General features: G+C 55.9%; 13 protein-coding genes. All 13 read left to right on the top strand.

Annotation, left to right across the window (positions count from 1 at the left end):
* Window position 1 precedes the first annotated feature (1 nt).
* Window positions 2-562, top strand: coding sequence for a hypothetical protein (locus MUG06_RS07385; RefSeq protein ID WP_243078186.1), 561 nt, complete (start codon window positions 2-4; stop codon window positions 560-562).
* Window positions 526-1,893: an AMP-binding protein gene (locus MUG06_RS07380; RefSeq protein ID WP_243078185.1), complete on the top strand. Its 1,368-nt coding sequence runs from the start codon at window positions 526-528 to the stop codon at window positions 1,891-1,893. The genes MUG06_RS07385 and MUG06_RS07380 overlap by 37 nt, the downstream gene beginning before the upstream one ends.
* On the top strand, window positions 1,880-2,227 hold the full coding sequence (locus tag MUG06_RS07375; protein ID WP_243078184.1) for a hydroxymyristoyl-ACP dehydratase: 348 nt from the start codon (window positions 1,880-1,882) through the stop codon (window positions 2,225-2,227). The genes MUG06_RS07380 and MUG06_RS07375 overlap by 14 nt, the downstream gene beginning before the upstream one ends.
* Entirely contained in the window at window positions 2,221-3,942 is a 1,722-nt protein-coding gene (locus tag MUG06_RS07370; RefSeq protein WP_347568897.1) for a glycosyltransferase, read from the top strand. The genes MUG06_RS07375 and MUG06_RS07370 overlap by 7 nt, the downstream gene beginning before the upstream one ends.
* Window positions 3,935-4,354 carry a thioesterase family protein gene (locus MUG06_RS07365; RefSeq protein WP_215847116.1) on the top strand — a complete coding sequence of 140 codons (420 nt, stop codon included), beginning with the start codon at window positions 3,935-3,937 and terminating at the stop codon, window positions 4,352-4,354. The genes MUG06_RS07370 and MUG06_RS07365 overlap by 8 nt, the downstream gene beginning before the upstream one ends.
* Complete coding sequence (locus tag MUG06_RS07360; RefSeq protein WP_243078183.1) at window positions 4,348-4,956, top strand: outer membrane lipoprotein carrier protein LolA; 609 nt, start codon at window positions 4,348-4,350, stop codon at window positions 4,954-4,956. Before MUG06_RS07365 ends, MUG06_RS07360 begins: the two co-directional genes overlap by 7 nt.
* On the top strand, window positions 4,943-7,249 hold the full coding sequence (locus MUG06_RS07355; RefSeq protein WP_243078182.1) for an MMPL family transporter: 2,307 nt from the start codon (window positions 4,943-4,945) through the stop codon (window positions 7,247-7,249). Before MUG06_RS07360 ends, MUG06_RS07355 begins: the two co-directional genes overlap by 14 nt.
* Window positions 7,246-7,818 carry a DUF3261 domain-containing protein gene (locus tag MUG06_RS07350; RefSeq protein WP_243078181.1) on the top strand — a complete coding sequence of 191 codons (573 nt, stop codon included), beginning with the start codon at window positions 7,246-7,248 and terminating at the stop codon, window positions 7,816-7,818. The genes MUG06_RS07355 and MUG06_RS07350 overlap by 4 nt, the downstream gene beginning before the upstream one ends.
* Entirely contained in the window at window positions 7,815-8,975 is a 1,161-nt protein-coding gene (locus MUG06_RS07345) for a beta-ketoacyl-[acyl-carrier-protein] synthase family protein (protein WP_243078180.1), read from the top strand. Before MUG06_RS07350 ends, MUG06_RS07345 begins: the two co-directional genes overlap by 4 nt.
* Complete coding sequence (locus MUG06_RS07340) at window positions 8,965-9,441, top strand: hotdog family protein (RefSeq protein WP_243078179.1); 477 nt, start codon at window positions 8,965-8,967, stop codon at window positions 9,439-9,441. The genes MUG06_RS07345 and MUG06_RS07340 overlap by 11 nt, the downstream gene beginning before the upstream one ends.
* Window positions 9,438-10,169: a 3-ketoacyl-ACP reductase FabG2 gene (locus MUG06_RS07335; RefSeq protein ID WP_243078178.1), complete on the top strand. Its 732-nt coding sequence runs from the start codon at window positions 9,438-9,440 to the stop codon at window positions 10,167-10,169. The genes MUG06_RS07340 and MUG06_RS07335 overlap by 4 nt, the downstream gene beginning before the upstream one ends.
* Window positions 10,166-11,401, top strand: a complete 1,236-nt coding sequence (locus MUG06_RS07330) for a beta-ketoacyl-ACP synthase (protein WP_215847109.1) — start codon at window positions 10,166-10,168, stop codon at window positions 11,399-11,401. The genes MUG06_RS07335 and MUG06_RS07330 overlap by 4 nt, the downstream gene beginning before the upstream one ends.
* A 165-nt stretch (window positions 11,402-11,566) precedes the next feature.
* Window positions 11,567-13,777: a TonB-dependent siderophore receptor gene (locus tag MUG06_RS07325; RefSeq protein WP_215847108.1), complete on the top strand. Its 2,211-nt coding sequence runs from the start codon at window positions 11,567-11,569 to the stop codon at window positions 13,775-13,777.

Below are 13,777 nucleotides of genomic sequence, written 5' to 3'. Positions count from 1 at the left end.
CATGCATGCTGCGCTACGCCTGATCAACCTTCTCACGCTGTTGGCTTGGCCTTTTTTGGTCTGGTTGGCGCTGACTCAACCACAATGGCATGCGCTGTTCTGGTTACTGGCCGCGCTGTTCGGTCTGCGTTGGTTTACCCTGCGTCGGCAGAAAACCGCATTTAACAACGTGATGGGCTGGCTGGCTCTACTCGGCGCGCTGCTGTGTATCAGCAGCATGACGTTGCGCAGTCAGCATCTGCTGTTGTGGTATCCGGTGGCGGTCAACCTGGCCATGCTGATCATATTTGGCGCGTCATTATGGAGCAGCATGCCGCTGGTTGAACGACTTGCGCGACTGCGTGAATCCACGCTGCCGCCGCAGGCCGTGCGCTATACGCGACGCGTCACGCAAGTCTGGTGCCTGTTTTTTATCTTTAACGGCAGCATAGCGCTGAGCACCTGTTTGATGGGAAATCTTCGCCTGTGGACGCTCTGGAATGGCGGCATCAGCTATCTGTTAATGGGCGCGCTGATGAGCGCCGAATGGCTGGTACGCCAGCGCGTGAGACGCAAAGCATGATCGCACAACCCATTGCTGCGTGGCTAACCGGCGAGGATCGCGAAGTGGCGTGGCGTGGCGATCACACATTGATGTTGAGCACGCTGCGCCGTCAGGTATTGTCGCTTAGCCAGACGTTGCGGAGGCAGCCCGGCACGCAGTGGGCGCTCTGTTTTGATGACAGCTACCGATTTTGCGTCGCGCTGCTGGCAACCTGGTACGCGGAAAAAACACCGGTGATCCCGGGCCATTGTCGCGCTGCGCAGCTCAATGAAATGGGCGATGCGCTGGATGGCGTGATCAGCGATCTGCCGTTAGATATTCATTTGCCGTTGCAACGCTGGCAGGATGATGAAGCTGAAGGTGAACTTCCCGCTTTGCCCGCCGATGCCGCGCTGGTGCTGTTTACCTCAGGTTCAACCGGCGCGCCACGTCGTGTCGTAAAATCACTGGCGGTGCTGGAGCAGGAGTCGCGCTGGCTGGCTGCGCTCTGGGGTGAAAGGCTCACAGATTGCCGCATCCTTGCTTCGGTCAGTCATCAACATCTTTATGGCTTAACCTTTCGCATCATATTGCCTATGGCGTTGGGTCAACCCTTTGCGGCGCAGCAGCTATTCTACAGTGAACAACTGGTTGAACAGCTTCGGCACCCAGATTATCGCCACACTTTAATCAGTAGCCCCGCATTTTTGCGCCGCCTGGATGATCACTTCCCTGTAGCCGCCTGCACGTTGATTGTTTCAGCGGGCGGGGCGCTGGCCTGGCAGGATGCGCAACATACCCAGCAGACAATGCATTGTCCGGTGAGTGAAATATACGGCAGCACGGAAACCGGCGTGATCGCCTGGCGGCAGCGCGATTCGGACGCCGCAGCCTGGATCTGTTTTCCTGACGTCAGGCTACAACAGATCGACGATGATCGTTGGCAAGTCTCTTCCGCTCTGATTGAAAACGCTGCAGGTTGGCAGCTCGACGATCGCTTGCAGGTTGATGCCGCAGGCCACGTTCAGATAACCGGTCGCCACGATCGCATCGTAAAAATCGAAGATAAACGCATTTCGCTGAGTGAAATCGAACGGCGCTTAATGGCGCTGCCCGGTGTCGTCGATGCCGCCGCGCTGGCTATTACGCGCCACGATCGTCAGGGTATTGGCGTGGTGCTGGCGTTGGCGACGCCGCTTGATGATCATCAGCTAGCGGCGCAGAAAAAACGCTGGAAGCAGCATCTGCAACCTTTGCTGGAGTCGGTGGCGCTGCCGCGTTACTGGCGTGTGGTGGCGACCATTCCCGTCACCACACAAAGCAAACGCGCCTGGCCACAAATTGAGGAGCTTTTTCATGTTGCCGGTTGAACGCAGCCGCCAGATTCAGGACAACAGCGTAACCCTAACGCTTTATGTCGCTACCGATCTGTTCTGGTTTCAAGGCCATTTCCCCACGTTGCCGATTCTGCCTGGCGTAGCGCAACTCGATTGGGTTATGCATTACGCGGTGCAGTGTCTGGCACCCGGCAAACAGTTTGCTGCGGTCGAAAACATCAAATTTCAACAGCCGGTAGCGCCGGATTCGCTGTTGCAACTGCATATTGAGTGGGATGCGACGAAATCCCGCCTCAGCTTTTGTTACAGCCTGCTGCGTGACGGTAACGCGCTGAGCGTCAGCAGCGGAAAAATTCAGCTGTGTTAACACCTCAATTTTCGTCTGACTTCTCACCGTGCGTGGTGATTCCCTGCTACAACCACGGCGCGATGATGGCTTCAGTGCTGGCACGGTTGGCACCTTTTAACCTGCCCGTGATCATTGTGGATGACGGCAGCGAAGCCAGCACCCAACAGCAACTGGAAAGCGTGCGGGCTGAACAGATCACCGTACTGCGTTTAACGCACAATCAGGGCAAAGGTGCGGCGGTGATACAGGGACTGCGAGCTGCCGCTGCGCAGGGTTTTACCCATGCGCTGCAGTTGGATGCCGATGGACAGCACCAGATTGAAGATTGCCCAGCCATGCTGGCGGAAGCGCGGCGTTATCCTGAATGTTTGATCTCTGGTAAGCCGCTGTACGACAGTTCGATCCCCAAGTCACGTTTATATGGGCGCTACATCACCCATTTTTGGGTGTGGATCGAAACGCTGTCGTTTTCGATCAAAGACAGCATGTGCGGCTTTCGCGTCTACCCGTTATCGCCAACGTTGGCGCTGTGCGATCAGCGTGCGATCGGTCAGCGCATGGATTTTGACACTGAAATCATGGTGCGACTCTATTGGCAGGGCACACCAAGCCGCTTTCTCACCACGCGTGTGACTTACCCAGAAACCGGAGTGTCACACTTTGATGCGCTGTATGACAATCTGCGCATCTCCTGGATGCATACACGCCTGTTTTTCGGCATGTTGCCGCGCATTCCGCGTCTGGTAAACATGCGTCGCCAGCAAAAACATTGGTCCGGCGAACCGGAGCGTCGTGGGCAATTCGGTTTGCGCTTCATGCTGGCAGTTTATCGTCGCTGTGGCCGCTTGCCTTTTCTGGTACTGCTGTGGCCGGTGGTGGCGGTTTACTGGCTGAGCGGACAGCGCGCCCGTCACGCTTCACAGCAATGGATCACGCGAGTCAGTGATTACGCCAGCCAACAGCAGGTTGCGCTGCCCAAACCGCTTAACAGCTATCGCCACTTTTTGCGATTTGCTGAAGCGATGCTGGATAAGGTAGCCAGCTGGCGTGGCGATTTGCGTTGGGGACACGATATCGATTTTGCGCCAGGTGCAGAAGCGGTGATCCGTGCGCCCGGCGAACGCGGAAAGCTGATTCTTGCCTCGCATCTGGGTGATATAGAAGCCTGCCGCGCCATGGCAAAACAGGTCAGCGGCTTGGTGATCAACGCCTTGGTATTCACTGACAATGCCCAACGTTTCCGTGCGGTGCTGGAAACTATCGCGCCCGACGCGGGCGTTAATTTGCTGCCGGTTAGCGATATCGGCCCGGAAACAGCCATTCTGCTGCAACAAAAGCTGGATGCGGGCGAATGGATTGCTATCGTCGGCGATCGCACCGCCGTTAACCGCCAGCGCGGCGGGGAGCGTCGCGTAGTCTGGAGCGCGTTTTTGGGTCGTCCCGCACCCTTTCCCCAAGGCCCGTTTGTGTTAGCTGCGGCGCTGCGCTGCCCGGTGCTGTTGATGTTCGCCTTGCGCCAGCAGGGTAAATTACAGATTCATTGCGAACCTTTTGCCGATCCGCTGCTGCTGCCACGCGCACAGCGTCAACAGGCGCTACAGGTCACGGTTGATCGCTATGCGGATCGTCTGGCGCACCATGCACTGCTGGCACCGCTCGACTGGTTTAACTTTTTCGATTTCTGGACGTTGCCCGATGATCGGGTGCGCCATGAGGAGTCCGACAATGCCTGATCACCTGCATACCGTGGAAGTCGCGCTCACGGTCTCTTTTCACGACTGCGATCCGATGGGCGTGGTCTGGCACGGTAACTACTTCCGTTATTTCGAAGTGGCCCGTGAAGCGCTGCTGCGCAGCATTAATTACAGCTACAGCGAAATGGCGGCCAGCGGCTACATCTGGCCGGTGGTCGACACCCGCGTTAAGTATCGCCAGCCGCTGCGCTGTGAGGAACCGATCACCGTCAGCGCCAGCATCACCGAATATGAAAACCGATTACGCATCGACTACCAGGTCCGCAACGCGGCAGGGGAGATCACCACCAAAGCGCACACTTTGCAGGTTGCGGTGGAGCAGGCAACAGAAACCTTATGCTTTGTTACGCCCGATATTTTGCTGGAACGCCTAGGGGTGAAAGAATGCTAAAAATTATCGTTGCCAGTTTGCTACTGTGGGCCAGCGCGGCCAGCGCCGTCACGCTGGAACAGTTACAACAGCGCTTTGCCAGCCAACCGATCATTCGCGCAGATTTTGTTCAAACACGCACCATTTCCGGCATGGCGCAGCCGCTGGTATCACATGGCAACCTGCTGATCGCGCAACAACAAGGACTGTGGTGGCATCAAAGTACGCCGTTTGTCATGACGCTGCTGCTTGATGATAAGCGCATGGTACAAACGCTGAATAATCAGCCGCCGCAAGTCATCACTTCAGACAGTAATCCACAAATGTTCCAGTTCAATCATTTGTTGCGCGCGCTGTTTCAGGCAGATGAGAAGGTCTTGAAAGAGAACTTTACGCTCGATTTTCAGGACAAAGGCAACCAGCGCTGGACGCTGGGACTCACGCCTAAAGCCGCGCCGCTTAACATGATATTTAATCGTATCGATCTGGCGGGCAGCGAATTTCTCGAACGTATCGATTTGGATGACAAGCAGGGTGATAAGACCCACATTCAACTCAGCAACACGCGCATTAAGCCGCCGCAATTAAGTGACGAGGAGCGCACACGTTTTGCCGGGCCGTAATGATAAATTCTTCGCCGCGCTGTGGTTAGTGGTTTGCATGGTTTTAGCTGTCGCCTTGGTGCTGCTGTTGCCGCGCAGCCATCTCAACAGCAGCGTACTGGCGTTGTTGCCGCAGCAAAACCTCGGTGCCGCGCCTGCGGAGTTGCAGGAAGGTTTTATGCAGCGGCTGGATCGACAAATGGTCTGGCTGGTATTACCAGGAAAAACCGACGATCCAGAGGTGGCGCGCTGGTGGCTTGAGCAATTACGCGCTTTGCCTGCACTCAAACAGGTGCAGGGCGATCTCAATGAAAATCAGCAGCAGCAGTGGGGCCGTTTTGCCTGGCAACATCGTAACGGCCTGATTGATGATGCAACCCGTGCACGATTGCAAAACGGCGGCGATGCGCAAGCTGATTGGCTGTTAGGCCAACTCTTTTCCGCCTTTTCTGGGGTGGGCAGCAAGGAGTTACAAAACGATCCGCTGATGCTGGTACGAGGCTCACAGCTGGCACTTCAGCAAAATGCCGATCGCATGATGCTGCACAATGGCTGGCTAACGGTGCAGGATAAGCAAGGCCAACGCGGCTATTTCCTGCATGGCGAACTGGCAAATAATGCGTTTAGCATTACGCAGAGCCATCAACTTGTGTCGCAACTCAGGCAGCTTGAAAAAGCGCTAAAACAGCGCTGGCCGCAAGCACAACTGCTGACGCGCGGCACAGTACTGTTCAGTGATGATGCCAGCCAGCGTGCGCAACACGATGTTGAAACACTCGGCACAATAACCTTGGGCGGCGTGTTGATACTGGTGCTGTTGGTGTTCCGCTCGTTGCGCCCATTGCTGCTATGCCTCGCATCGGTCGCCATTGGCGCGATAGCGGGCACGGTCGCCACGCTGCTCTGTTTTGGCGAGCTGCACATCATGACGCTGGTGATGAGCCTGAGCATTGTCGGCATCTCTGCCGATTACACGCTCTACTACCTCACCGAACGCATGGTACATGGTGAACACGCCACGCCGTGGCAGAGTCTACGCAAAGTGCGCGGTACGCTGCTGCTGGCGTTAGCCACCACCGCGATTGCCTGGCTATTAATGCTGCTGGCGCCTTTTCCGGGTCTGCGTCAGTTGGCGGTTTTTGCGGCCAGCGGTTTAACGGCATCCTGTTTAACGGTGATTTTTCTCTATCCATGGTTGGTGCGCGGTTTACCGGTTCGTCCTGTGCCGTTGATGGTGCCGCTTGCGCGCTGGTTAGCCGCGTGGCGTCGTCGCAAAGCGTTGCGAATTGGCTTGCCGCTGGCGATGGCGATTTACGCGCTGGGCGGTATGGTGCAATTAAAGGTGGATGATGATATTGCCCATCTACAAAGCGCGCCGGCCCATCTGCTCGAACAGGATCGCCAACTGGCGGATTTGACAGGTCAACGCGCCGATCAAACTTGGTTTGTGGTGTGGGGAGATAACGCACAGCAGACGCTGCAGCGTTTAGCGCAGCTGGTGCCAGATTTAAAACAGGCGCAGCAGCAAGGTGCGCTGCAAAACTTCCGTTTACTGCCGTTACGTTCGCTGGAACAGCAGCAGCAAGACATTGCTACCCTGCAACAGGCCGCGCCGAAGATCGTGGCGCGGCTAAAACAGGCGGGGATCAGCGTGCCCGCACCCGATCTTCAACCGATGACGGTAACGCCAGAAGCCTGGCTAAACAGTCCGCTGAGTGAAGGCTGGCGACTGTTATGGCTGTCGCTGCCTGACGGGCGCAGCGGCGTGCTGGTGCCGACCAGCGGCGTAAAAAATAGCGCGGCGCTCAGTGCGCTGGCGCAAAAATATCCAGGCGTAAGTTGGGTCGATCGTAAGGCCAGCTACGATACGCTTTTCAGCTTCTGGCGCTCGCTGTTGAGCGGCTTACTGTTGCTGGCGTTAGCGCTGATTGCGCTGAGCTACGTGCTGCGTTTAGGCCTTAAAGCGGGTTTGCGCAGTGCATTGCCTTCATTGCTGTCGCTGGCAACCGCGTTGGCAACGTTGGGCTGGATGGGCGCGTCGTTGAATCTGTTCGCGCTGCTGGCATTGATTCTGGTGCTGGGCATTGGCATTAATTACACCTTGTTCTTTAGCAATCCGCAGGGTACGCCGCTGACTTCACTGTTGGCGGTCTCGCTGGCGATGATGACAACGTTGCTGACGTTGGGCATGTTGGTTTTCAGCAGCACCAGCGCCATTGCTGGTTTTGGCACCGTGTTGTGCAGCGGTATTTTTAGCGCCTTTCTGCTCTCACCGCTGGCCATGCGGCCCACTAAATCGAGGAAAAAAAGATGATTCGCGCAGCGATGATGTTGATATTCAGTCTGTTGCTCAGCGCCTGCGCCAGCCCTAAGCCAGATAATACGCAGCCTACCGCCTGGCTGAAGCCTGGCGTGAAGATTATGCTGCCACCGCCGGGCATCACGCCTGCATTTCAACAGCAGCAACTGTTAACCGGCCAGATAAAAGGAACCCGCCAGTCGCTGCTGGTGTTGCTGAGCGCCGATGCGCAGAAAATAGAATTAGCGGGCTTATCATCGGTGGGGATTCGCTTGTTCCGTGTCAGTTACGATGCCAGGGGCATTCATACGCAACAGCTGATGCCGCTGCCCAATATGCCGCCCGCCAGTCAGGTATTGGCCGATATTATGTTGAGTCACTGGCCGATTGCGGTATGGCAAAAACAGCTGCCGCGCGGCTGGACGCTACAAGACAAAGGATTGAAGCGCGTGCTGCGAGATGCCGATAACCAGGTCGTGACGGAGATTACCTATCTACAACGCGGCGAGCGACGTGAGCCGATCACCCTTCAGCAGCACGCGTTTGGTTACCTGATTCAAATTCAACATTTGGATGCATCATGATCTACATTTCTGCATTCGGGATGCTCAATGCGCTTGGGAACAATAATCAGCAGATTGCCGCGAACCTGATCAGCGGTATTGCGCCTGGTATGCGTGAGCATGAAGGCTGGCTAACGACGGACAAACGCTGCTGGCTGGGTGCGGTAGAGGCCAAGTTGCCTGCTATACCCGCTGCCTTTGCTGCGCATGACACCCGTAATAATCAGCTGCTGCTGGCGGCGTTAGCGCAAATTCGTCCAGCGCTGGATGCTGCTGTTGCGAAATATGGTGCCGATCGCGTTGCGATCGTGTTGGGAACCAGCACCTCGGGTGTTGACGAAGGCGATCAGCAGATTCGTGGCGATCGCCAGCGCTACCATTACCAGATGCAAGAATTGGGCGATCCATCGCGCTTTCTGGCGCAATATCTGCAACTCAATGGCCCAGCCTATACCATCTCCACCGCCTGTTCTTCCAGCGCTCGTGCGCTGATCAGCGGCGAACGTTTGATTGCTGCAGGGTTGGCGGATGTTGCCCTGGTAGGCGGTGCAGATTCACTAAGCCGCATGCCGGTTAACGGCTTCGCCAGTCTCGAATCACTTTCTGAACGCCGCTGCGTGCCGTTTAGCCGTGAGCGCGATGGTATTTCGATTGGTGAGGGGGCCGCGCTGATGCTGTTAACGCGAGAACCGCAGCCGTTAGCGCTGTTGGGCGCGGGCGAATCTTCTGATGCCTGGCATATGTCTGCGCCGCATCCAGAAGGTGAGGGCGCAGAGCGCGCCATGCGCATGGCGCTGCAACAGGCGGGTTTAGCGCCGCAGGATATCGGCTACATCAACCTGCATGGCACCGCGACGCCGCTTAACGATCAGATGGAAGCGTTAGTGATCCATCGCCTGTTTGGCAGTGATGTACCCTGCAGTTCGACGAAACACCTTACCGGGCACACGCTCGGTGCAGCGGGCGTGTGCGAAGCCGCGCTCAGCGCGTTGATTCTCAGCGAGAATCTGCCGTTGCCGGCGCAAGATTTTTCTGTCGCCGCTCGCGACGAAAGCCTGGCAGAGTGCGGCCTGCTGCTGCACTCTCAGCCGCTGGCGCGTCCGATTATCGCGTCCAACTCGTTTGCTTTCGGTGGCAATAATACCTGTTTAATTTTGGGACGGTGCGATGACAATTAAGGGTTGTGCTGCGGATTTTTTGCCGCATGAAACGCCTATGGTGCTGGTCGAACAGCTGATTGCGGTGGATGAAGAAAGCGTGCATTGCCGAGTGACAACGGCCAAAACAGGCGTGCTGGCTCCTTTTCTTAATCAGCAGGGTGAACTGCCCGCGTGGTTTGGCGTAGAGATCATGGCGCAAACCGTTGGTGTCTGGTCTGGCTGGCAAGCGAAACGTGCCGGAGCAATCCTTATCCACCCAGGCATGCTGTTGGGCGGGCGCGGCTGGCGGGCAACGCAGCCCCATTTCCCGGCTAACGCAACGCTGGATATCACTATGCGGCTACTGATGCGCGACGATCGGATGGGCAGTTTTGAGGGCGAAATCCATTATGGCGATCTGCTGCTGGCCAGCGGACGCCTGAATACCTATCAACCGAATGAAGAAGAGCTACAGCAACTGATGTCACAAGGAAATCAGCCATGAGAGGTTCTGTATTGGTAACGGGCGCCAGTAAAGGCATTGGCCGCGCTATCGCGCTGCGCCTGGCGCAGGACGGCTTCGAACTGGTGGTGCATTACAATCGCGACCGTGCTGGCGCTGAACACACGTTGCAGCACATCGTGGAGCAGGGTGGAATCGGGCGGGTGCTGGGTTTTGATGTTGCCGATCGCGCCGCGACCCGCAGCGTTCTGGAGGCGGATATTGAGCAGCACGGTGCCTATTACGGCGTTGTCAGCAATGCAGGGATCACCCGGGATGGCGCTTTCCCTGCGCTAACAGAATCTGAGTGGGATGATGTGATTCATACCAATCTCGACAGCTTTTATAATGTGATTCACCCCTGCGTGATGCCCATGATTGGTCTGCGTCGTGGCGGTCGGATCATCACACTGTCGTCGGTTTCTGGCATGATGGGCAATCGCGGCCAGGTCAATTACAGCGCGGCAAAAGCGGGCATCATCGGCGCAACCAAAGCGCTGGCGATTGAACTGGCAAAACGTAAAATCACCGTAAACTGCATCGCGCCCGGCCTGATTGATACCGGCATGGAAGGGCTTGAACCGCGAGTCGTTGAGGAAGCACTGAAAATTATTCCGATGAAACGCATGGGCGCAGCGGATGAAGTGGCGGGATTAGCCAGCTATTTGATGTCTGACATTGCAGGTTATGTCACGCGTCAGGTGATTTCGATTAACGGAGGCATGCTGTGATTCAGCGCGTAGTTGTCACGGGCATGGGCGGTGTCACCGCTTTTGGCGAGCAATGGCAGGCGGTTGCGGCACGTATTCTTGCAGGTAAAAACGCAGTGCGGCAGATGCCGGAATGGCAAGTTTATGATGGGCTGCACACGCTGTTAGGCGCGCCGATTGATGATTTTACCTTGCCTGCGCACTATACCCGTAAACGTATTCGCGCCATGGGCCGCGTCTCGCTGCTGGCTACCCGCGCCACCGAACTGGCTTTGGAACAGGCTGGGCTGATCGATCATCCGGTACTGACCAATGGTGAAACCGGCATTGCTTATGGCTCTTCCACCGGCAGCACCGGGCCGGTGAGCGAATTCGCCACTATGCTGACTGAAAAGCACACCAACAATATTACCGGCACCACCTATGTGCAGATGATGCCGCACACCGCCGCCGTGAATGCCGGTCTGTTTTTTGGTTTACGTGGTCGTGTGATCCCCACTTCCAGCGCCTGTACCTCGGGCAGCCAGGCGATTGGCTATGCGTGGGAAGCGATTCGCCACGGCTACCAAACGGTGATGGTAGCCGGTGGCGCAGAGGAGTTATGTCCTTCTGAAGCGGCGGTATTCGATACGCTATTTGCCACCAGCCAGCGCAATGACGCACCGCAAAGTACCCCTTCTCCATTCGATCAGCATCGTGATGGATTGGTGATTGGCGAAGGTGCGGGTACCCTGATTCTCGAATCGCTGGAACATGCGCAGGCGCGTGGCGCAACAATTTACGCCGAGCTGGTGGGGTTCCACACCAATTGCGATGCGGCACATATTACGCAGCCGCAGCGCGAAACCATGCAAATCTGCATTGAGCGTGCACTGAAAAGTGCCGGGCTGGAAGCCTCACAAATTGGCTATATTAATGCGCACGGCACAGCCACCGATCGGGGTGATATTGCTGAAAGCCTGGCAACTGCAGCCGTGTTTGGCGACCAAACGCCCGTCTCTTCGTTGAAATCCTATTTTGGTCACACGCTGGGCGCGTGCGGTGCGCTGGAAGCCTGGATGAGCATTCAGATGATGCGCGAAGGCTGGTTTGCACCGACGCTAAATCTGACGCAGCCTGCACAAGAATGCGGTGCGCTGGACTACATTATCGGTGAGCCGCGTAAGCTGGAAACCGATTTTATCCAGACCAACAATTTCGCCTTTGGCGGCATTAATACCTCGCTTATCTTCAAACGCTGGCGCGACGCCTGATCAAGTGCGCTGCTTCGGCAGCGCCTTCACTGTTTTTTCATCCGTTATCAGACTGTAAATCCTGCGCTTTAGCATAAGATTTTTCTTGCATTCACTTCCGCCCCGCGCATAATCGCAAACCGCAATAATAATGATTCTCAGTATATTTACCATTAGGGAACGACGATGCGCCAACTTCTTTCAACCCCAGGATTCAAACCGACGCTGCTCGCTATTTTCGTCAGCGCCGGTTGTTTGCCAGTGATGGCTCAGACTACGACGACGAATAACGCTGCCAGTGATGCAGCAGCGGACAATAAAGAACAGACCTTAACCGTGGTGGCGACACCGGAAAATGATTTTAAAGCGGGTGGCAACGATTTGGTGCCCGCTTATCTCGATGGGCAAATTGCTCACGGCGGTCGCCTGGGCATGCTCGGCGAGCAAAAAGCGATGGACGTGCCGTTCAACGTCATCGGCTTTACCTCAAAAATGATTCAGGACCAGCAGGCACATACCATCGCTGACGTGGTGAAAAACGATGCTGGCGTGCAGAGCGTGAAGGGCTACGGCAACTTTGCTGAAAGCTACCGCATCCGTGGCTTCCTGATGGATGGCGATGACATGACCTTTGGCGGCTTGCCCGGCGTGGTGCCACGTCAGGTAATGGATACGGCGTTGATCGATCGCGTTGAGATCTTTAAAGGTGCAAACAGTTTGCTGAACGGCTCAGCCACCGGCGCGGTTGGCGGTATGATCAACCTTGAACCGAAACATGCAGATGATGTGCCTTTGACGCGCGTTGGCGTGGATTACACCACCTCCTCGCAGGTGGGGACCAATGTCGATATCGGTCGACGCTTTGGCGATAACAACCAGTTCGGTGTGCGGGTGAACGCGGTGCATCGTGAAGGTGAAACTGGCGTAGATGACGAGAAGAAAAGAACCACCGCCGCGTCGATCGGCCTTGATTATCGGGGCGATCGTCTGCGCACGTCACTTGATGTGGGTTATCAGAAAAAGACCTTCCACGACGGTGGATTAGGCGTGAACATCAGCGGTATCGACTTTATTCCTGCGGTGCCGTCAAACTCGCATAACTACAGCCAAAAATGGGTGTACAGCGATATGGAGTCCGAATTTGGTATCGCCAAAGCGGAATACGATATCACCAATAACTGGACAGCTTACGCAGGCTTGGGCGCGCAGCATGCCCATGAAACCGGCAACTACGCCACGCCAAAGATCACCAACAGCAACGGTGATGCAACCATTGCCACCTTCAACACTAACCGCATTCAAGACAACATGAGCGGCATGGTGGGATTACGTGGCAATTTCGATACCGGCTTCGTCTCGCACAAAGTGAACATTGGCTATTCGGCGCTGACCACCAATGCCAAAAATGCTTACGGCATGGCGTTGAGCGGCGCATCAACCAATATCTATCACACCAACGATATCGCAGAACCCGCCGTGAACTTTAGCGGTGGTAATTTCTCTGATCCGCTGACCACCGCACGCTCGCGTACGCAAGGCTATTTGCTCAGCGATACCTTGGGCCTGTTTGATGATTCGCTGCTGTTTACAGTGGGTGCGCGTCATCAGAAAGTGGTGGTGCGTAACTACGCTTACGGCACGGGCGCAGAGGATGTCGCTTCGCGTTATGACAACAGCCGCTGGATGCCAACGTATGGCGTAGTCTACAAGCCGTGGGAGACCGTTTCTCTCTATGCGAACCACACCGAAGCATTGCAACCCGGTGAAGTCGCGCCACAAGGCAGCAGCAACTACGGTTCTGTCACGGGCATCGCGCATTCGAAGCAGAATGAAATTGGCGTGAAAACGGATTTCGGCCGGATTGGCGGCTCGCTGGCACTGTTTGAAATCAAGAAGCCTTCCGGCATTCTCAACGGTGACAACGCCTACGTAATGGATGGCGAACAGCGCCATCGTGGTGTTGAAACCAACATCTTCGGCGAGCCGGTATTAGGTTTCCGCTTGAATGCCAGCGCAACCTGGATCGATCCGGTCATGCAAAAAACCGAGGGTGGCACCTACGACGGCAAGCAGGCGGTGGGCGTTCCTCGCTACGATTACCAGTTGGGCGCAGAATATGATATCAAACCGGTTGAAGGACTGACCGCAACCGCCTTGCTGAACCACACCGGTTCACAATGGGCAGATTCTGCGAATACCAAGAAAATTGACAGCTACACCACCTTGGATCTGGGTTTGCGTTACCGCACCAAAGTTAACCAGAGCGATATGGTTTGGCGTGTCGGTGTTGAGAACGTAACCAATGAGAAATATTGGGCCAACATTGATGACAGCGGCACGTATTTATCACAGGGTGATGGACGTACGCTGAAAGTCGGTATGAGCTACGACTTCTAA

Source organism: Pantoea sp. MQR6 (assembly GCF_022761075.1).
Lineage (GTDB): Bacteria > Pseudomonadota > Gammaproteobacteria > Enterobacterales > Enterobacteriaceae > Pantoea > Pantoea phytostimulans.
This window is presented reverse-complemented; position numbering and strand designations above follow the sequence as displayed.

Bases quoted from the DNA above. Each gene is read 5' to 3' on its own strand.
- MUG06_RS07375 (WP_243078184.1), top strand. From the start codon at position 1,880: ATGTTGCCGGTTGAACGCAGCCGCCAGATTCAGGACAACAGCGTAACC.
- MUG06_RS07340 (WP_243078179.1), top strand. From the start codon at position 8,965: ATGACAATTAAGGGTTGTGCTGCGGATTTTTTGCCGCATGAAACGCCT.
- MUG06_RS07385 (WP_243078186.1), top strand. From the start codon at position 2: ATGCATGCTGCGCTACGCCTGATCAACCTTCTCACGCTGTTGGCTTGG.
- MUG06_RS07380 (WP_243078185.1), top strand. From the start codon at position 526: ATGGCTGGTACGCCAGCGCGTGAGACGCAAAGCATGATCGCACAACCC.
- MUG06_RS07335 (WP_243078178.1), top strand. From the start codon at position 9,438: ATGAGAGGTTCTGTATTGGTAACGGGCGCCAGTAAAGGCATTGGCCGC.
- MUG06_RS07365 (WP_215847116.1), top strand. From the start codon at position 3,935: ATGCCTGATCACCTGCATACCGTGGAAGTCGCGCTCACGGTCTCTTTT.
- MUG06_RS07325 (WP_215847108.1), top strand. From the start codon at position 11,567: ATGCGCCAACTTCTTTCAACCCCAGGATTCAAACCGACGCTGCTCGCT.
- MUG06_RS07360 (WP_243078183.1), top strand. From the start codon at position 4,348: ATGCTAAAAATTATCGTTGCCAGTTTGCTACTGTGGGCCAGCGCGGCC.
- MUG06_RS07345 (WP_243078180.1), top strand. From the start codon at position 7,815: ATGATCTACATTTCTGCATTCGGGATGCTCAATGCGCTTGGGAACAAT.
- MUG06_RS07350 (WP_243078181.1), top strand. From the start codon at position 7,246: ATGATTCGCGCAGCGATGATGTTGATATTCAGTCTGTTGCTCAGCGCC.